The organism is Burkholderia sp. M6-3, assembly GCF_050858985.1.
Lineage (GTDB): Bacteria > Pseudomonadota > Gammaproteobacteria > Burkholderiales > Burkholderiaceae > Paraburkholderia > Paraburkholderia caledonica.
Genome location: NZ_CP110090.1, coordinates 264,597 through 282,267, shown reverse-complemented (window position 1 = coordinate 282,267; position 17,671 = coordinate 264,597). Strand labels below are relative to the sequence as shown.

Below are 17,671 nucleotides of genomic sequence, written 5' to 3'. Positions count from 1 at the left end.
TGCGAACGATTATAGCGAGCCAGAGGCCAGCATCGCTGACGCGGCAGGAGCGCCTACTTCGACTCAAGCCTCGTGCGCCGCCTGAGCCAGACCCGTTCGACGACGAACGCGAGCCACACGAGCGCCGCGTACGGCCACACCCACGCGAGCCAGCGCGCGAGGCCATTGAAGTGCAGATAACGTCCTTGCCGCCAGTCGGCCAGTACGACATCGAAATAAGGATTCACCGGCAACAGGTTGACGAACACGAGCGTCACGACGAGTGCGCCGGCCGCCAGCGCGGCGCGCGATCTGCGCCGCAGACGCAGCACAAGGAGCCCGAGCGCCCCGCCGCAGCCGATGCCCGCGAGCGCGCCTGGCGTCGCCCAGTCGAAGGCAAGGCCGGATTGCGATTGCAAGAACGTAGCGCCCGCCTTCACTGCAAGAGCCACGACGATAAACAGCAGCAACAGCCGCACGCGCGGCGCATGACGACGTATCGTCAACGACGCGAGCGCAAGCGCGGCAAACAGATTGAGCGTGGTGATGAGGGCTTCCCAGGCATCGTCAGGCAACCAGGCCGCGACCCACGCGGGCCATGCGCCGACGTGCCAGCCGGCCGGCGTCCATGCGAAAAGGGCATCTTGCGTCGTGGAATCGACTCGCGTCCACAGCGCGCGCGGCCAGTTACCGAGCCCAAACAGACGTGGCGACGGATACATCGTCGCAAAGGGCCATGCCGCAACAAGACACGCGAGCGCGGCACTCTCGCGGTGGAACCACATGAGCCGTAAGCGTCGCAACAACCCGCGGTCGAGCAGCGCGCCGGTGGCCGGCGACATGATCGCCGCGCCAAGCAGCGCGCCGAGCGCGTTGGCCGCGAGGTCGAGGTTGGACGCGACCCGCGTCGGCAAATACGTTTGCACGGCTTCCATCACGCCCGACAGCAGGCCGCCGAGCACGAACGCCAGCGCGACCGCGAGCGGCCCGCGCCAGCGCGGATAGAGCGCAAGCACCATTAGCGCGCCAAACGGCATATAGCCGAGCACGTTCGTGACGACATCGAATGCCGTCAGATACTGCGGCATCGGATCAGAAAGGAAGGCGAACGGCGTAAGGCCGAGCGAGCGCCAACCTGAAAACGGATACCACGAACCGTAGACGATCAGCACGGTGTAGAGCAGCAGCGCTTGCCGCGAAAGCACCGACGGACGGCGCAGCCACGATCTTTCGCTCATGCAGCGCTCCGTTGCGTGCGCTGCGCGCCGGTCATTGCGCGGCGACCAGCGCCTGAACGCCGAGCCAGGCGGCGATTTGCGCGACGAGGTCGTCGCTGGCGGTGGCGAGCGCTTGCGCGCCGCCCGCAGCGTCGGCGGTACTGGACGGCGCCCTGGAGATGAAGGTGCGCTGACTCAGCACCTTGCCGTTTTGCGTCAGCGTGGCGCGCGCAGTCACCGCTGCATGGCTTTGCGACTGGCTGTCGAAGACCTGTTCGAACTCGCCCAGATCCACCTTCAGCACGGGCGCGGCGACGCCGTCGGCACCCGTCAGCACCGTGCCGCGAGAACTGAGCGCGCCGCGCAGACGCTGTGTGAGCAACTGCGAAGGCGGCATCGTCCAGTGGCTGTTCGCGTACGCGGCCAACTGCTGCGCGTCGGCATAGCCGAGCCGGTACACGAGCTTGTCGGACTGGAGCATTTCCGGCGCGCTGACGTCGAGCACCTTGACCGCCGATTGCGTGCCCGCGGACGCTGCAGGCTTCGGCGGCCCGAAGTCGTAGCGAATGTCCGCAAGCGCGGCCGGCGTGCTGGAGCAGCCTGCCGTCAGCAGACCGAGCGCAAGCAACGTCGCGCAAGCAGCGCCCGTGCGCGCGACACGCGAGGACAACAAGCGGTGAATGGAGCGTGACATGACGATGTTCCTTTCTTCAAACCTTCAGATTCATTGTGCGGCGCGCGCGGCAGGCCACGTAAAACCAGCCTCGCCGGGCCCCGGCGCGGCTGCCGGCGCACCGAACAGCACGCTGCGCGGGCTGGTGCTGAACGTGTCGGCGGCGCGGTCCACGGAGCGCGCGGCGGAGCGCACGTCTTCAGCAAGCGAACTGACCCGCGGCAACGTGTCGTAACCGACCCGCGCCGACAGATCCTGCAATGAGCCGTTCATCGCCGTGAGCGCGTCGCCCGCTTGCTGAGCTGCGGTGCCCACCTTGTTCAGATTGGTCTGGAGCGGACCATCCGCACGATTCAGGCTCGTGATCAACTGGTTCGTCGAGACGAGCGTGCTATCCAGCTTGTCCATGGTGGCGGGCAGCTTGCCGGCCACCGGCGCCATCTGCTGCGTGAGCGTGGCGACGCCGTCCGCGGCTTTCTGGATGCTGGCCGCCGTGCCGTGCAACTGGTCGACCATTTCCTGCGACAACAGATTGTCGACGTCGTCCGTGACCTTTTCGAGTTTCTTCAACAACACGTCGCCGCGTTGTTGCAATTGATCGAGCAAGCCCGGACGCATCGGCAACTGTGCAACCTGTTTCGCCGACGATGCGAGCGGCGACGGATCGTGCCCCGTGTCGTCGAGCTGGATGAACGCAATGCCCGTCACGCCTTGAAAGCCGAGACTGCCGAACGTGGAATGCGTGATCGGCGCATGCGTGTCGACGAGAATACGGATCAGGATCTGGCCCGGATGATCGCGGTCGAATTTGATCGACTGCACTTTGCCGACGTCGAGGCCTCTATAGCGCACGGCCGCGTCGGTAAAAAGGCCCGTTACGTTAGTGCGCGCAATCAGATCGTACGGCACGCGCACCGCGCGGTCGACATTGAACAAAAAAGCCGCCGTGGCGATCGCGGCCAGCAGGACGACCGTAAAGAGTCCTGCCCAGAACGCATGCGATTTGTTTTCCATTGCCAGGTTCCCTAGTTTCCCTGATTCACAGCGGCAATTCGGACGATGCCGGCTCGAGCGCCGCGCGCGGCAGCTTCGCGCGGCGCTCGGGCGGCAACGCCTGCAAGGCGCGGCGCCCGCGCAAGCCGAGAAAATATTCGCGGATAAACGGATGATCAACGCCGGCGGCTTCTTCGACGGGCGCAGCGACCAGCACCTTGCGATCCGCCAGCACGGCCACGCGCGTGGAAAGCGCGACCATCGTGTCGAGATCGTGCGTGACCATCACGACCGTCAAACCGAGCGCGCGATGCAGCGCCGCAATCAGTTCGACGAACTCGTCGGACGCTTCCGGATCGAGCCCGGCGGTCGGTTCGTCCAGAAAAAGCAGCTCGGGTTCGAGCGCAATCGCGCGCGCAATGCCTACGCGCTTGATCATGCCGCCGGATAGCGCCGCCGGCATTTTGGACGCGTGCTTGCACGGCAGCCCGACCATCTCCAGTTTCAGCATGACGATGTCGCGCAGCAGATCTTCGGGCACCTGGCCGAGTTCGCGCACCGGCTGTGCGACGTTGTCGAACACCGACAGCGAGGAAAACAGCGCGCCCCGCTGGAACAGCATGCCGGAGCGGCTGCGCATCAGCAGTGCGGTTTCGGGCGAAATGGTCGCGAGGTCTTCGCCGAACAGCTTGATGGTTCCCGAAGATGGCCGCTCCAACCCGAGAATCTGCCGCACGAGCGTGGTCTTTCCGGAACCCGACCCGCCGACGATCGACACGATCTCGCCGCGCCGCACGTCCAGATTCACATGCTGATGCACTACGTTACGGCCATAGCGCTTCGTGACGTCGATCACTTCGATTACCGGCTCGGCAATGGAAGGCATCGGCTGGCCGCGTACGGCCTGAGTTAGCGGTGCAATCATCCGAGCCCCACGTTCTGGAACAGAATCGCGAACACGGCGTCCGCGAGAATCACGATCGTGATGGACGTCACCACCGAGGTCGTCGTGCCTTCGCCAAGACTCTGCGAATTGGCTTTGATACGGAACCCGAAGTGGCAGCCGACAATCGCGATCAGCATTCCGAAGACGACGCCCTTGCCAAGACCGATCCACAGGTTCGCAGCCGGCACGACGCCGGGCAACGCGCGCGCGAAATAACTCATGTCGATGCCGAGCACGATCTTCGCGGCGAGCGCCCCACCGCTCAGCGCGATGATGTTCGTCCACATCACGAGTAGCGGCATCGCTACGCCGAGCGCCACCACGCGCGGCAGGATGAGCCGCAGACCGTGCGGAATGCCCATCACGCGCATGGCGTCGAGTTCCTCGGTCACGCGCATCACGCCGATCTGTGCGGTGATTGCGGAGCCGGAGCGGCCCGCCACCAGAATCGCCGAGAGCACCGGCCCGAGTTCGCGGATCACTGAGAGCCCGAGAATATTCACGATGTACTGATTGGCGCCGAAGAGCCTCAATTGCTGCGCGGACAGATAGCTCAGCACGATGCCGATCAGAAACGCGACCAGCGCGGTGATAGGCAACGCCTTGGTGCCGGCGTTGTAGATATTCGCCGAGATTTCGGTCCACGGCGTAAGGGCCGGCTTGCGCGCGATCGCCAGCAGATCGAGCACGACCCGACCCAGCATAGCCACGCCGCCGTACAAATGCTCGAAGAACGAAAACAGCCCGAGGCCGAGCCGCGTGAACGGATCGAATCTGGCGACCGGCTCCGCCGTCTCGCGGACGGTGTCGAGCAACGCAATGCGCTCGAAGATATCGCGCTGCGTGTCGGTGAGTTCGGTGTCGGGCGGCATTCTGTGGCCCCACACTCGCCACAGCGCCTGGCCGCCTACGTGGTCCATCCGTTCGATGCGCGAGAGATCCCACCGGCCGATGCCTTCGGCGCCTTCGAGCGAACGCAGTTGCGGTATCACATGTCCGGTTGCACGATCGCGCGCGAGCGCGAGCGCCGTCCACTGGCCCGAGAGCCGGACGATCTTGCCTTGGCTGCCAGCCGCGACTTCAAGGCCGGGCGGAGTGTCGTAGTTCAAGGATCGTTGCAATGTGGTGATCGGAGTAGGGGTCATTGTAACGAACGCGCAGCGGATGGACCGCGCTGGCGGGCTCAGGCGGTTCGCTGTCGTTACACGCTGTCGCTACAATATGGGACATGAACGCTTCCACTCCTCCCAAAGGACCGGCCGCTGCCGCGAACGCAGCCGACTGGCGTATCGACCGTGAACGCGCCGTCGCTCTTTTCGGCGCGCATGCGCATGACTGGCCGATCGAAATCGTCGAGGAAACCGGCTCGACCAACGCCGACCTCATGTCCCGCGTGAAGGCGCTACCGCGCAAGGCGGGCGCGCTGCCGCGGCCGATCGTGCGGGTGGCTTACCTGCAGACCGCCGGACGCGGCCGGCGCGGGCGTCCGTGGTACGCGGAGCCGGGCAATGCGCTGCTGTTTTCGGTCGCCTGCGTGCTGCCGCGTCCGCTAGAAGGACTGGCGGGATTGAGCCTCGCGGTGGGCGTCGCGCTCGTCGACGGACTGCGCTCGTTGCCTGTCGCGGGCCCCGGCCAGATTGCGCTGAAGTGGCCGAACGACATATTGCTCGAAGGCGACAAGCTCGCCGGCATCCTGATCGAGACCGCCTGGAGTACGGAGGACGCGAGCGCCGTTGTGATCGGCATCGGCACCAATGTAAAGGGCGCCGACGAACTCGCCGCGAAAATCGGCGCGCTCAACACCGGGTCGCCGCCGCAGGTGCGCGGCACGGCACCGACCGCGCTGCAGCGCGCGCTGCCCAACGCGAACCTCACGGATACGCTCGCCGCCGAGCTCAATGCACTGGAGCCCGCGTTGCAGCGCTTCGGCGCGGAAGGATTCGCGCCGTTCCAGGCGCGCTGGAACGCAATGCATGCGTACGCCGGCCGTGAGGTCGTGCTGCTCGAACAGGGCGCGGAAGTCACGCGTGGCGTCGCTGCGGGCGTCGATGAGCGCGGCCAGTTGTTGCTCGATACAGACGCGGGCCGGCAGAGCATCGCGACCGGCGACGTATCGCTGCGTCTGGCCGACGGTGCTGCATGACGAGCGGCGCGCGTCATCTTTTGATCGACGCGGGCAATAGCCGCGTCAAATGGGCGATGGTGGAGGCTGACGGGACGCAGATCGCCGGTGGCGCGCTGGCGCATGGCGGCGCAGATCAGTCTCAATGGGTTACTGAGGGAGTGACGCAGTGGGCGAACTTGCCCGCGCCTCGCGGCGCATGGTTATCGAACGTCGCCGGCGACACCGCGGGTGAGCGAATCGCGGCGTTGGTCGACGCGCAATGGCCGCATCTGCCGCTCACCACGATCCGCGCACGCGAGCAGCAATGCGGCGTGACCAACACGTACACGACGCCGCACGCGCTCGGCAGCGACCGCTGGGCCGGCATGATCGGCGCGCACGCGGCATTTCCCGGCGAGCATCTGCTCATTGCGACCTTCGGAACCGCGACCACGCTCGAGGCGTTGCGCGCGGACGGCCGCTTCGTGGGCGGACTCATCGCGCCAGGCTGGACGTTGATGATGCGCTCGCTCGGCGAGCACACGGCTCAATTGCCGACGCTCGACGCTAACGCCGCGCGCGGCCTTCTGGCGAGTTCCGCTGTTAAGCAGGACGCAGCCCGACGTGGCCCGTTCTTCGCGACGGATACGCCAAGTTCGCTATCCGCCGGCTGCACGCTGGCACAAGCAGGACTCGTCGAGCGGACATGGCGCGACCTGACGGACGAATGGCAGGTGCCGGTGCGCCTCGTGGTCGGCGGCGGTGCTGCAGACGAAGTGGCGAGCGCACTCAAAGTGCCGCATACTCGCCACGATTCACTGGTTTTGTCTGGGCTTGCACTGATAGCTTCCGAGCGCGCTTCTGAACACGGCGTGTAGAACACCGGATAAATGTGATGGCTGAGCTTCGCGTCTGAGCCACATCGGCGGTCAACTTCTGGAAGGGAAAATATAACGATGCTGCGCTGGCTGATCGCCATACTGTTCCTGGCTAACCTTCTGGCATTCGTCGCAGTGCGCGGCGTGTTCGGCCCGACGCCCACCGCGAGCGGGCGCGAACCCAATCACCTGAGCCGTGAAGTCCATCCGGACTGGTTGAAGGTGCGCCCGGTCACTGCCACGGACGCCGCTGATCAGGCTGTTGTCGGTGCGGCGGCACCGGTGGCGCCGATCGCGGCGTCGGCGTTGCCGCAATAAAGCGAAAAATCGAAGCTGAGAGTTGGTGCCGGATATTGCAGCGGCGCGTCGGGGGCGCATCTAACTGTGCAAGCGCAAGCCCAGGCCATACAGACTTTGCGCCGTGCTCGCCCGCTCGTGCTTAGCCGTGCGTACGAACCTTCTTGAGCAGCGCCGTGGTCGAGCGGTCATGCTCGAACGGAATCGCCAACGCCTTGCCGCCCCAGCCGCGCACGATCGCCGACTCCGGCAACGTATCCATGTCGTAGTCGCCGCCCTTGACGAGCACATCCGGACGTAGCGCCGAGATCAGTTCGACAGGCGTCTTTTCCCCGAAGCAAACCACGTAGTCGACGCTCTCCAGCGCCGCGAGCAAAGCCATCCGGTCGGCTTCGTTGTTGATCGGCCGGTCATCGCCCTTGCCCAGCATACGGACCGACGCGTCGCTGTTCACGCCGACGATCAGGCAAGCGCCCTGCGCTTTGGCATCCGCGAGATAGGTCACATGCCCGCGATGCAGGATGTCGAACACGCCGTTCGTAAATACGACCGGCGCGTTCAGCGAAGGGCGCAGCGCGACCAGCGCGTCGCGAGTAAGAATCTTGCGTTCGAAAATAGCGGCCATTTGGAGATATGGAAGATACAGAGATTTGCCGTCGCGATACGGCGTATGCAACGTGGGCCATGACGCTCGCGCAGCCTGGTCAAGCGTAAAGGGCGAGCATCGAAATCACGCGCAAACCAAACAAAACGGTCCGGCAAGCTCGCGCCTGCCAGACCGTTTTAGAGCGCCGAACCGCAGCGCGGCGCTAGCTTTGCATTATGCGCGACCCGCGAACCCGGATCCACGAGGCTACATTCAAGCCGGCTGTTCGGCAGACTTCTGGTCGGCCTGCAGCCGCGTCACCACTTCCTTGCGGTAGCGGTTCAGTTCCTGCGCGGTAGTGAACGTGCGCTCGAACAGCAGCGACAGGTTATGCAGAATACGCTCGACAACCTTCTTTTCCCAACCGTCGTCGAAGCGGATCTGCTCGTCGAGCCAGCGTTCGAGCCATTCGGGGTCGGGCAGGCGGGACTGGATCGTGTCGCGCGGAAACAATGCCTGATTGACGTGCAGATTCGTGGGATGCAACGGCTTTTCAGTGCGACGCGCCGACGCCATCAGCACGCCGATCTTTGCAAAAGCGGCCCGCGCGATATCGCCCGTTTGCACCATGGCTTTCTTCATGTAGCGCAGGTAAGCGCCGCCATGCCGCGCCTCGTCGCGCGAAATGGTTTCGTAGATGTGCTTGATGACCGGCTCGGTATGCCATTCCGCAGCACGGCGGTACCAGTGATTCAGGCGGATCTCGCCGCAGAAGTGCAGCATCAGCGTTTCAAGCGGCGGCGCCGGGTCGAATTCGAAGCGCACGGCGTGCAGCTCTTCTTCGGTGGGGCACATTTCCGGCTTGAAGCGGCGCAGATATTCCATCAGCACCAGCGAATGCTTCTGTTCTTCAAAGAACCACACGCTCATGAACGCGGAGAAATCGCTGTCGTGATGGTTGTCACGCAGAAACATTTCCGTGGCGGGCAGCGCCGACCATTCGGTGATCGCGTTCATCTTGATCGTCGCAGCCTGCTCGTCGGTCAATAGCGATGCATCGAACTTGTCCCAGGGAATGTCTTTCTCCATGTCCCATCGAACGGATTCGAGCGATTTATAAAGTTCCGGGTAAAGCATGGTGTTCATAGTCCCACCCCTGTTCTGCACATACTGTTTGTGTCTGTCACTACTACGTGTAGCACTTTCCTGACCACGAACGAAACGCGCCGGGTGCTGTACCCGAATGACGCGCCGTTCGCCGGCCAAGCCTTCAATTTTACGCGGTAACCGGCCGCCTGGATGCACGGCCAGCGAAGAAGTCCGGGCGTTCACGCGGGGAGCGGCTAACGCAAAGTTACACGCTCAAAGTCACGCACTGCGCGGCCAACCGTGGGTGAGGGATACCCTAAGCCTGAGGTCGAGCCAGTTTGCGATGAAAACCGCACCGTCCAGCCCTGCGCCGGTGATGCCGGCGGTGAATGGAGCCTGGGCGGCTGGTTGGTTGTTTTCAGCGCACGCCCAAAACCAAACAAATGCCTTCCAATGATAGCACGCTGACTTCCTCAAACCCGCGCGATAGGGGACGCAATTCCGATGCCTGGTTGACCTGTCTCAACGACTGTGCAATCGGCGGAGTGTGGCTCGCGACGGGGTCAAAACGGTGACAGCCGGCGATTTTTCTGGCCGGTTGCCGGCGACAGCGGGCGCGGCCGCCTCCCGCCGCCTGCCTCCGGCAGCACATCGTCACAGGGATTTTTTTGGCGGCTTCGCCCCGCTGCTTGCCGTACCGGCCGCTGCGCGCTTTGTGGTTGACGGCGCGCGCTTCGCCGCCGGCCGCTTCGCCGCAGACTGTCCAGCAGATCCAGCGCCTTCAGCCGAACTTGCCGACGCTGCGGTGGCTTCGTCCTCGGGCGACGGTCGCGGAACATCGGTCGCCCCGCCAACTGCCTCGCTCGCCTCGTCGGCAGCGTCCTCGTCAGTCCCGGCTTGCGTGCCGCCGCTCCCGGCCGCTCCCGCGGCACTCGCCGCCGGCTGAGTCATCGCGAATTGCGCGATCTGGTTGAATTGCGATTGCAGCAGATTCCACCATGCCGATGCGTCGAACGGCGGAGTGGCAGGTGTGCCTTCATCGTCGTCCGACGATCCGGCGGTAGCCGAGTTTTCAGCCGAAGCCGCCGGCTCCGGATGAGGCCAGCCGCTAGTCGGCGACGGGCTCGGCGACGGGCTCGGCGCGGGGGCCGGCGCCGGCGACGCCGCCGGCTGACTCATCGATTGCTGCGCAAACGCGCCGAATGCACGCAGCGTCGCAAGCGTCGCGCGCTGCACTTCGAGCGCCTGAATCGCGGACTGCAGCATGCTCAGGTTCAGCTTCAGCCATTGCTCGACCGCGCGCATGTCGGTGATGCGCTTATCGAGTTCTTCGACGTTGGTAAGCGGCGCCATCATGTCGGACATCATCGACAGCGACGGGCCCATGCCCGCGCCCACCCCCGCGCCCGATGATGCGCCGGAGAACGCGGAGCCGAACGGCGACATGCGCATCATGCCCCACATGTGTTCGAGCATCTCGGCGGGCGGAAAACCGGGGAAGCCAGGGAACGGCGGCGTTGAACCAGATGTGTCAGTCATGCTTGTCGCCTCGCTGCATTAACAAAAAAGCGCGGAAGGAAAAACGCGAACCCAAGAGCGCATTGAGCGCGCCTGAAACTGATCATACAGCGCGGGTGCACCGGAATCGCACTGCATCCGTTACCGTGCGCGCCAAGGGTCTGCGCCGCCAAAATCCGGCGCACGCCGCTCGCGCAGCGAGTTCACGCCTTCACGCACGTCCGGTCCGGCGAACCCCATGAACTCCAGCGCAAGCGACGCATCGAAAGTGGGGCCTGCCGAGCGCAGCCAGTTGTTCAACGCGTACTTCGTCCAGCGGATCGCGGTTTGCGAACCGTGCGCGAGCTTCTGCGCGACTTCAAATGCTTTGGGCAGCAGATCGTTTTCGTCGACCGCAAGCGACACGAGCCCGATGCGCTCCGCCTCCGCGCCGCTCACCGGCTCGCACAGCATCAGGTAGTACTTGGCCTTCGCCATGCCGCACAGTAGCGGCCAGACTATTGCCGCGTGGTCGCCGGCGGCTACGCCGAGTCGTGTGTGCCCGTCGATAATGCGCGCAGTCTTCGACGCGATCGAAATATCGGCAAGCAGACCCGCGACCAGACCCGCGCCGACGGCCGGACCGTGCATTGCCGAGACGATCGGTTTGCTGCAGTTGATGACGTTGTAGACCAGATCGCGAGCCTCGCGCCACACGCGCGCGCGCACGTCGAAGTCGGTAGCCATGTCTTCGACCAGTTGCAGATCGCCGCCCGCCGAGAAGCCCTTGCCCTCGCCGCGAATGATGGCGACGCGCGTGTCGGGATCGCGATCGATGTCGCGCCAGATTTCCGCGAGTTCGTAATGCATGCGCGCGTCGGCAGTGGCAAGCGCGCTCCTGTTCGCGCCTTCGCCGCTCATCACGACTTCGAGTACCCCGTGCGGACGACGATGCAACTTGAGCGACTGGTAACGTGCGTAGAACGCATCGTTGCTGTGAGGATGTTCAGTCATGGTGATCGATCCGTGTGTGCGTGATGCGCGCATCGCTTAGCGCGGCTGATAAACCCATTTGCCGCCGCTGATTTCGACCATGACGCGCGCACGTTGGTCGAGCCCCAGGTGGTCCCCGGCGCTCATGTTGACGACGCCGTTGGTATCCGCGAGACCGCGCGTGCCTTCGAGTGCGTCGCGCAGCGCGCGGCGAAATTCCGGCGTACCCGGCGCGGCTGTTTTCAACGCGATCGGCACGGCGTGGCTGAGCAACATGCCCGCGTCCCACGTGTAGGAGCCGAATGCCGAGACGCTGCCCGGCCCACGCAGCGCTTCGAAGCGCGCGATGTAATCGAGCGCGAGGCGCTTCGCCGGATGATCGGCGGGCAATTGCGCCGCGACCAGCACTGGGCTTGCGGGCAGGAAGGTGCCGTTGCAGTCGGCGCCGCACACGCGCAGGAAGTCGTTATTGCCCACGCCGTGATTGTGATAGATCAGCCCTTTGTAGCCGCGCTCGCGCAGCGTCTTCGGGGGCAGCGCCGCGGGCGTGCCGGCCGCGCCCACCACCACTGCATCGGGATGCGTTGCAAGGATTTTCAGCACCTGACCCGTCACGCTGGGGTCGGTGCGATTGAACCGCTCGCTCGCCACCATCTGCATGTGATGAAGCTGCGCGAACTTCGCGACTTCGGCGTAGAAGGTCTCGCCGAGCGCATCGGCCTGACCGATGAACGCGACAGTTTTCACGCCGCGTGTGCTTGCGTGCTCGGCGATTGCCGAAGCCATCATCGCATCCGTTTGCGGAGTCTTGAAGACCCAATGGCGCTTGGCATCAACGGGTTCAATGATTTTCGCCGACGACGCAAGCGAGATCATCGGCGTGGCTCCGTCGGCGACCACGTCGATCATTGCCAGCGAGTTCGGCGTAATAGATGAACCGATGATCGCGTCGACATGATTTTCGGAAATCAGCTTCTTGGTGTCCTGGACAGCCTGGGTCGTGTCCGACGCATCGTCGAGCACGATGTATTCGACGCTCTGGCCGCCGATCTGTTTCGGCAGCAACGTCGCCGTATCGCGCGCAGGAATGCCGAGCGACGCGGCGGGCCCGGTCAGCGAGAGCACGAGCCCGATCTTCACCTGAGCCAGCGCCGCCGCGGGCGACAGGCATACAAGCGCCGTACACAATGCGGCGACACGAGCCGCGGCTCTGGCGAGCCGCCTGCTCGGCTTCAACTTTTCCAGCCCATTCAGCCGCGGCCGCCATGCGCTCGCATGCAGACCGCGCGCGCCAGCGCTCCCCAATCCCGCGTCAATCGATCCAGCTCGCCGCATGGTGTCTCCTCACATGAGTTTTTCGTTTTGATATGCCGCCGATGCCGCCGCGCCAGTCAGTGTAGCGGCGCGCGATGGCAGCGGCATCGGGCGAAACCCTTTCGGACGATGCGCCGTGCCGCTTCAGTCGAGCGGTGCGATGCTCTGCTCGATGGAGCCGAAAATCGACTTGCCCGCTTCATCGAACATTTCGATCTTCACCGTGTCGCCGTACTTCATGAACTCGGTCTGCGGCGCGCCATGCTCAATCGTTTCGAGGCAGCGTTTTTCGGCGATACAGCAATAGCCGCGCTTCGCGTCCTTGTTGGAGACCGTGCCCGATCCGACAATCGCGCCCGCTCGCAAATTGCGCGTTTTCGCCGCATGCGCGATCAGCTGGCCGAAGTGGAACACCATGTCCGTGCCGGCGTCTGGCTGGCCGACTTTCTTGCCATTCCAATGGACGATCATTGGCCGGTGCACCCGGCCTTCGCGCCAGTGTTCGCCGAGTTCGTCGGGCGTCACGGCGACCGGTGCGAACGAAGACGCCGGCTTGCTTTGGAAAAACCCGAAGCCCTTTGCGAGTTCGGCGGGAATCAGGTTGCGCAGCGAGACGTCGTTGACGAGCGTAATCAGACGCACGCTTTTGAGCGCCTGCTCGGGCGTCGCGCCCATCGGCACGTCCGTGGTGATAACGGCAACTTCTGCCTCGAAGTCGATGCCGAACGCTTCGGATGCACAGACCACGTCGTCTTTCGGACCGATGAAGTCGTCGCTGCCGCCCTGGTACATGAGCGGATCGGTCCAGAATTCCGGCGGCATTTCCGCGCCGCGAGCGCGCCGTACCAGTTCAACGTGATTCACATACGACGACCCGTCCGCCCATTGGAAAGCGCGGGGCAGCGGCGCCATGCAGTCGCTTGCGTCGAATGAAAATGTATTGCGCGCCCGCCCCTGGTTGAGCGCGTCGTACAGGTCGTGCAGTTGCGGCGCGTAGAAGGTCCAGTCGTCGAGCACGCGCTGCAACGTGGGCGCGATCGCGTCGGCAACGGCCGCCGTGTGCAGGTCGCGGGACACGACAATCAGTTGGCCGTCGCGCGTGCCGTCTTTCAGCGTGGCAAGTTTCATGGATGATGAACCGGGTTAGTGACGATAGAGGGAATCTATTCTACGATGGTGAATCGGCGCTGCCCAAGCCCGCCTTGCCGAAACCGCTGTCGGGCGCATCGCGCGGGCTCTGCGGCCGGCTTTCTTTCATCGCTTCTGAACGCGCTTCGCGCGCCTTGCTCATGCCGAACACTGCCCGCTCCGGCACAATTCCTAACCGCGCGGACGCCGACGCCGCCGAAGCGTCCGACATCGACGACGAGACCGCCGAAACCACCGACGCAGCCGACGCCGGCGAGGAAAAGCTGCGCTCGGGCATCCAGTCGATCGAAGTCGGTTTCAAGCTGCTCGACGTGCTGACCCGCGAACCGCGCGCCATGATGCTGCGCGATCTCGCTCAGCGCGCCGGCATGAGTCCAGCCAAGGCGCATCGCTATCTGGTGAGCTTTCTACGTCTCGGCGTCGTCTCGCAAGACCCGCTCTCCGGCCGATACGAACTGGGCGGCTTCGCATTGCAACTCGGACTCGCGCGACTTGCCCGCGTCGACGGCGTGAAGCTCGCGCGGATCGCGCTCGCGGAATTGCGCGACCGGCTGGACCTGACCGTCGGCATCGCCGTTTGGGGCAATCAGGGGCCGACCATGGTTCACTGGATGGAATCGAGCCATCCGGCGAAGGCGTCGTTGAAACTCGGCGACGTGATGCCGCTCCTCAGTTCCGCCACGGGCCTGCTCTTTGCGGCCTATCTGCCCGCGGGCAAGACCGGCGCAATGCTGGAGCGCGAACTGGCCGACACCCGCCGCTCATCGCATCTGGGCGTGCCGTGTACCCGCGAGGAAGTTGAACGGGTGCTGGCGGACGTGCGCGAGCATGAAGCGGCGCGTGTCGAAGGCATGTTGCTGCCGACCATTCACGCGTTCTGCATGCCGGTGTTCGACTCGACTGGCGAACTGGCGCTCGGCCTCGTCGCGCTCGGTCACGAAGGCGCGTTCGACATCGGCTGGGGCGGCGAAATCGACACGGCGCTGCGGGAATGCGCGCAAAAGCTGTCGTACGAGCTGGGATATAGTCCGACGCCGCGTTGAGACTCGCCGCCGCATCCATTCATTCGCACTTTGCGCCCTCACTGCACGCATTCAATCGCCGATGGCCCTACCTTCCGCCGCACGCCAGTCCGATCTGACGCTCGCTGACGAGCCGCGCGTCCGTTGGCGTACGTGGCGCTGGATCGCGGTCCTGCTCGTGGTCGGCGTTCTCCATTGGATCGCCGCGCAATGGGTTGAGCGCCACCGCGCGACGCTGAATCCATCCGACGACGAACATGTCCCAGTGCAGGTTGCGCTTCTTAAACCGGAACGTATCGAGCGCAATCCGGCTGCCCCGGCCCCGGCGACGTCCGCGCCCGAGCGAAAACGCAAGCCCGCCGCCGGCAAGCCGCGCGAGCATGTGTTGACCGCGTTGCGACCGGCCGAGAAGCCCACCGTCGACGCCGCTATCGCCGCATCGGACACCGCCGCCAGCGCGCCTGCCGCAAACACAGTGGCGGCGAGCGCCGCAAACTCCGCGCCCGCGAGCGCGACGGCAAGCGCGGTGCAAGCGGCCCCAGCGGCGCCCGGCGTCAAGTTCTCGGTCCCGCCGTCCGGCGAACTCCAGTACGACACGTTTTACAACGGCGTGCGAAACCAGCCCGGCACCATTCATTGGACCAGCAGCGCGCAAAGTTACGAAATGGTGGTTTCGGTGCCCTTACCGTTTGTCGGCACCTTCGTGTATTCGAGCCATGGCCGTATTGATGCATTCGGCCTCGCTCCTGAGCAATACGTGGAAAAGCGCGGTCACCGCGTGGAAGATGTTTCCATCTTCAACCGCGCCGACAAAAAGATCGCCTTCACGCGAACACCCGCCACGCTGCCATTGCCCGACGGCGCGCAGGACCGCTTCAGCATGATCATGCAGCTGGCAAGCCTGGTGCGCGGCGACCCCGATGCCTACAAGCCGGGCGTGACGCGGCAGTTTTTTGTCGTAGACAGCGACAGTGGTGAAAACTGGCCAGTCGAGACCATCGGCGATGAAACCATTCGCGCCGCGCAGGGCTATCTGCAAACGCGTCATTTCAAGCGGCTGCCGCGCCGCCAGGGCGACCAGCGCCGCATCGACGTATGGCTCGCGCCTTCACTCGGCTGGCTACCCGCGCGACTCGTGCAGACGGAGCCGAACGGCACCCAGTTCGAACTGGTGTGGCGTGGCAAGACCAGTGTCGATAACAACGCGGGCTCGTCCGATATATCGCCGGATGCATCACCTTCAGCCGCGCCGACAGCCGCCTCAGACGCAGCGCCAGCCGCGCCGGTGGCGTCGCCGCCAGGCCCACCTGTCAATCCGACCGGTACCGACGACACGTCCGGCAACATCAAGCCCTGATACAAAGCCCGCCGGCACCGGCGGCAATGCGGGCATGCACTCGAATAGTGCCTCGCACATACTCGCGAAACTTCCGTCTCGACGCCGACTCTGCATCATCTGATGCAACCGTTGGCGGGCCACATACGTATGTGCGTATATGCGCATACACGTCAGGCCTCGACCAATTCTTCCACTGCGATCCCCTTAAAGGAGCCCGCATGCAAGTGAACATCAACGGAATCGAGACGCGCTACGTGCTGAGCAATGAAGGCGGCGGCCCCTGGCTTACGTTCATTCATCAATTAGGCGGCGATCTATCCGTGTGGGACCAGCTCGCAGGCTATTTTCGCGACGACTATACGGTTCTGCGCTACGACGTGCGGGGTCACGGCCAAGCGGCATTGTCAAAAGAACCGTTCTCGGTTGGCGATCTTGCCGGCGACCTTGCCGCGCTGCTCGATGCGCTGGGCGCGCCGAGCACGCACCTCGTAGGTATGTCGATGGGCGGCATGATCGCGCAGCAGTTCGCGCTGGACCACTCGTCGCGTGTGGACTCGCTCACCATTGCCGACAGCGTTGCCGCGAATCCGCCAGAGGCCCGCGCCACATGGGACCAACGCGCTGCCAGCGCCCGCCGGGACGGCATGGCGCCGCTTGCGGCCGCCACGCTCGAACGCTGGCTCACCGAGGATTTTCGGGTCGCGCATCCCGAAGCAGTGGAGCCGATACACGAGGCGCTGACGCGGACGTTGCCAGAAGGCTACGCCATGGCGTGCGAAGCGCTGCGCGACTTCGACGTACGCGGTAAGCTGGGAGCGATTCACTGTCCAACCCTGGTCGTGGCAGGGCGCCACGATACGGGCACGCGGCCTGCTGCTAGTCAGGAGATAGCAGATGCCATTGAAGGCGCTCACTTCGAATTGCTCGACGCCGCTCACCTTGCGCCAGTCGAGCAGTCTCAACGTTTTGCCGCACTGCTTGAAACGTTTCTTGAAAGGCCGGTCTAACCGGTAGGTTCGGAACTTTTACAAGCGTCAATCCGGACCCACCCCTTGAATTCCACACCAAAAGCTCCACGTATGGCGCAGGAATGGCCAGGAGCCAACGGAAATAAGGAGTGTCGCCATGCAAATGATCTACAACAGCCCTAACTATTGTGTCGTCGAATTTCCGCCGCAAGAAGGCCCGCTGGCCATGAAATCGGGTGGCTACGAGATCGTCGACAAAAACATGCAGCGTGAAATTTACATTGACGGTGCAATGGCGGCGCGGTTTCGCGAGAACGTGCAAAAGCTGATCGAAGAAGAACCGTCGCTAGACGAAGTCGACGAATTCCTCGGCCAGTTCGACAGCCTGATGCATCAGCCGGTAATCCTCCACTGACCTTAAGGTCGCGCCGATGCTCTCGGCGGTAGGACCGTTTGTATAGTTTTCAACCTATTGGCGACATATATCGACCACGCCGTCCGGCACCCCGGCGGCATTTGTAAGAGGGTCGGCAATCATGAAAGCGGTTCAGCGGGCCTCAGCCTGCTGAACCGTTTTTCTTCTTGTGGTGTCCCTTCGCCGCGACGTGTTGCGCGTAGTTCCATGAG

At 64.1% G+C, this 17,671-nt stretch carries 18 protein-coding genes; 7 read left to right on the top strand and 11 right to left on the bottom strand.

What is annotated here, in order from left to right; all coding sequences use genetic code 11:
- Window positions 1-53: 53 nt before the first annotated feature.
- From OH764_RS01205 to OH764_RS01185, 5 genes are read right to left on the bottom strand one after another with little or no spacing between them, the layout of a single operon-like run.
- Entirely contained in the window at window positions 54-1,217 is a 1,164-nt protein-coding gene (locus OH764_RS01205; RefSeq protein WP_498847751.1) for a VanZ family protein, read from the bottom strand.
- Between the two features lie 31 nt (window positions 1,218-1,248).
- A complete protein-coding gene (locus OH764_RS01200) occupies window positions 1,249-1,890 on the bottom strand; it encodes an ABC-type transport auxiliary lipoprotein family protein (protein ID WP_498847750.1) in 642 nt (213 codons plus the stop codon).
- A 30-nt stretch (window positions 1,891-1,920) separates the two neighbouring features.
- Entirely contained in the window at window positions 1,921-2,883 is a 963-nt protein-coding gene (locus OH764_RS01195; RefSeq protein ID WP_498847749.1) for an MlaD family protein, read from the bottom strand.
- A gap of 25 nt (window positions 2,884-2,908) precedes the next feature.
- Window positions 2,909-3,787, bottom strand: coding sequence for an ABC transporter ATP-binding protein (locus OH764_RS01190; protein WP_498847748.1), 879 nt, complete (start codon window positions 3,785-3,787; stop codon window positions 2,909-2,911).
- Window positions 3,784-4,917, bottom strand: coding sequence for an MlaE family ABC transporter permease (locus tag OH764_RS01185; RefSeq protein WP_498847747.1), 1,134 nt, complete (start codon window positions 4,915-4,917; stop codon window positions 3,784-3,786). Before OH764_RS01185 ends, OH764_RS01190 begins: the two co-directional genes overlap by 4 nt.
- Window positions 4,918-5,036: 119 nt before the next feature.
- Between OH764_RS01185 and OH764_RS01180 the strand changes: the two genes are divergently transcribed.
- From OH764_RS01180 to OH764_RS01170, 3 genes are all read left to right on the top strand, one after another.
- Entirely contained in the window at window positions 5,037-5,951 is a 915-nt protein-coding gene (locus OH764_RS01180) for a biotin--[acetyl-CoA-carboxylase] ligase (RefSeq protein WP_498847746.1), read from the top strand.
- A complete protein-coding gene (locus OH764_RS01175) occupies window positions 5,948-6,790 on the top strand; it encodes a type III pantothenate kinase (protein WP_498847745.1) in 843 nt (280 codons plus the stop codon). Before OH764_RS01180 ends, OH764_RS01175 begins: the two co-directional genes overlap by 4 nt.
- A gap of 78 nt (window positions 6,791-6,868) precedes the next feature.
- Window positions 6,869-7,108 (top strand): hypothetical protein, encoded by a 240-nt coding sequence (locus tag OH764_RS01170; RefSeq protein ID WP_020067099.1) that lies wholly within the window; start codon window positions 6,869-6,871, stop codon window positions 7,106-7,108.
- Between the two features lie 121 nt (window positions 7,109-7,229).
- Here the strand turns inward: OH764_RS01170 and rfaE2 are convergent, their stop codons facing one another.
- The 6 genes from rfaE2 to OH764_RS01140 all read right to left on the bottom strand — a co-directional run bounded on the left by rfaE2 (window position 7,230) and on the right by OH764_RS01140 (window position 13,694).
- Window positions 7,230-7,712 carry a D-glycero-beta-D-manno-heptose 1-phosphate adenylyltransferase gene (gene rfaE2, locus OH764_RS01165; RefSeq protein WP_498847744.1) on the bottom strand — a complete coding sequence of 161 codons (483 nt, stop codon included), beginning with the start codon at window positions 7,710-7,712 and terminating at the stop codon, window positions 7,230-7,232.
- Between the two features lie 234 nt (window positions 7,713-7,946).
- Window positions 7,947-8,819, bottom strand: a complete 873-nt coding sequence (locus OH764_RS01160; protein ID WP_027780097.1) for a ferritin family protein — start codon at window positions 8,817-8,819, stop codon at window positions 7,947-7,949.
- A 597-nt stretch (window positions 8,820-9,416) separates the two neighbouring features.
- On the bottom strand, window positions 9,417-10,301 hold the full coding sequence (locus OH764_RS01155) for a PhaM family polyhydroxyalkanoate granule multifunctional regulatory protein (protein ID WP_498847743.1): 885 nt from the start codon (window positions 10,299-10,301) through the stop codon (window positions 9,417-9,419).
- A gap of 120 nt (window positions 10,302-10,421) precedes the next feature.
- Entirely contained in the window at window positions 10,422-11,273 is an 852-nt protein-coding gene (locus OH764_RS01150; protein WP_498847742.1) for an enoyl-CoA hydratase/isomerase family protein, read from the bottom strand.
- A 36-nt stretch (window positions 11,274-11,309) separates the two neighbouring features.
- Window positions 11,310-12,587: an ABC transporter substrate-binding protein gene (locus OH764_RS01145; protein WP_498847741.1), complete on the bottom strand. Its 1,278-nt coding sequence runs from the start codon at window positions 12,585-12,587 to the stop codon at window positions 11,310-11,312.
- Window positions 12,588-12,710: 123 nt separating this feature from the next.
- On the bottom strand, window positions 12,711-13,694 hold the full coding sequence (locus OH764_RS01140; protein WP_087751018.1) for a fumarylacetoacetate hydrolase family protein: 984 nt from the start codon (window positions 13,692-13,694) through the stop codon (window positions 12,711-12,713).
- Between the two features lie 161 nt (window positions 13,695-13,855).
- Here OH764_RS01140 and OH764_RS01135 point away from each other — a divergent pair, with 161 nt between their 5' ends.
- The 4 genes from OH764_RS01135 to OH764_RS01120 all read left to right on the top strand — a co-directional run bounded on the left by OH764_RS01135 (window position 13,856) and on the right by OH764_RS01120 (window position 17,459).
- Window positions 13,856-14,758, top strand: a complete 903-nt coding sequence (locus tag OH764_RS01135; protein WP_498847740.1) for an IclR family transcriptional regulator — start codon at window positions 13,856-13,858, stop codon at window positions 14,756-14,758.
- A 61-nt stretch (window positions 14,759-14,819) separates the two neighbouring features.
- Complete coding sequence (locus tag OH764_RS01130; RefSeq protein WP_498847739.1) at window positions 14,820-16,094, top strand: DUF3108 domain-containing protein; 1,275 nt, start codon at window positions 14,820-14,822, stop codon at window positions 16,092-16,094.
- Window positions 16,095-16,294: 200 nt separating this feature from the next.
- Complete coding sequence (locus OH764_RS01125; protein ID WP_498847738.1) at window positions 16,295-17,083, top strand: alpha/beta hydrolase; 789 nt, start codon at window positions 16,295-16,297, stop codon at window positions 17,081-17,083.
- 118 nt (window positions 17,084-17,201) lie between these two features.
- On the top strand, window positions 17,202-17,459 hold the full coding sequence (locus OH764_RS01120) for a BTH_I0359 family protein (protein ID WP_013337859.1): 258 nt from the start codon (window positions 17,202-17,204) through the stop codon (window positions 17,457-17,459).
- The last annotated feature ends 212 nt before the right edge of the window (window positions 17,460-17,671 follow it).

Bases quoted from the DNA above. Each gene is read 5' to 3' on its own strand.
- OH764_RS01135 (WP_498847740.1), top strand. From the start codon at position 13,856: ATGCCGAACACTGCCCGCTCCGGCACAATTCCTAACCGCGCGGACGCC.
- OH764_RS01195 (WP_498847749.1), bottom strand. From the start codon at position 2,883: ATGGAAAACAAATCGCATGCGTTCTGGGCAGGACTCTTTACGGTCGTC.
- OH764_RS01160 (WP_027780097.1), bottom strand. From the start codon at position 8,819: ATGAACACCATGCTTTACCCGGAACTTTATAAATCGCTCGAATCCGTT.
- OH764_RS01180 (WP_498847746.1), top strand. From the start codon at position 5,037: ATGAACGCTTCCACTCCTCCCAAAGGACCGGCCGCTGCCGCGAACGCA.
- OH764_RS01145 (WP_498847741.1), bottom strand. From the start codon at position 12,587: ATGCGGCGAGCTGGATCGATTGACGCGGGATTGGGGAGCGCTGGCGCG.
- OH764_RS01150 (WP_498847742.1), bottom strand. From the start codon at position 11,273: ATGACTGAACATCCTCACAGCAACGATGCGTTCTACGCACGTTACCAG.
- OH764_RS01175 (WP_498847745.1), top strand. From the start codon at position 5,948: ATGACGAGCGGCGCGCGTCATCTTTTGATCGACGCGGGCAATAGCCGC.
- rfaE2 (WP_498847744.1), bottom strand. From the start codon at position 7,712: ATGGCCGCTATTTTCGAACGCAAGATTCTTACTCGCGACGCGCTGGTC.
- OH764_RS01205 (WP_498847751.1), bottom strand. From the start codon at position 1,217: ATGAGCGAAAGATCGTGGCTGCGCCGTCCGTCGGTGCTTTCGCGGCAA.
- OH764_RS01200 (WP_498847750.1), bottom strand. From the start codon at position 1,890: ATGTCACGCTCCATTCACCGCTTGTTGTCCTCGCGTGTCGCGCGCACG.
- OH764_RS01140 (WP_087751018.1), bottom strand. From the start codon at position 13,694: ATGAAACTTGCCACGCTGAAAGACGGCACGCGCGACGGCCAACTGATT.
- OH764_RS01130 (WP_498847739.1), top strand. From the start codon at position 14,820: ATGGCCCTACCTTCCGCCGCACGCCAGTCCGATCTGACGCTCGCTGAC.
- OH764_RS01120 (WP_013337859.1), top strand. From the start codon at position 17,202: ATGCAAATGATCTACAACAGCCCTAACTATTGTGTCGTCGAATTTCCG.
- OH764_RS01155 (WP_498847743.1), bottom strand. From the start codon at position 10,301: ATGACTGACACATCTGGTTCAACGCCGCCGTTCCCTGGCTTCCCCGGT.
- OH764_RS01125 (WP_498847738.1), top strand. From the start codon at position 16,295: ATGCAAGTGAACATCAACGGAATCGAGACGCGCTACGTGCTGAGCAAT.
- OH764_RS01170 (WP_020067099.1), top strand. From the start codon at position 6,869: ATGCTGCGCTGGCTGATCGCCATACTGTTCCTGGCTAACCTTCTGGCA.
- OH764_RS01190 (WP_498847748.1), bottom strand. From the start codon at position 3,787: ATGATTGCACCGCTAACTCAGGCCGTACGCGGCCAGCCGATGCCTTCC.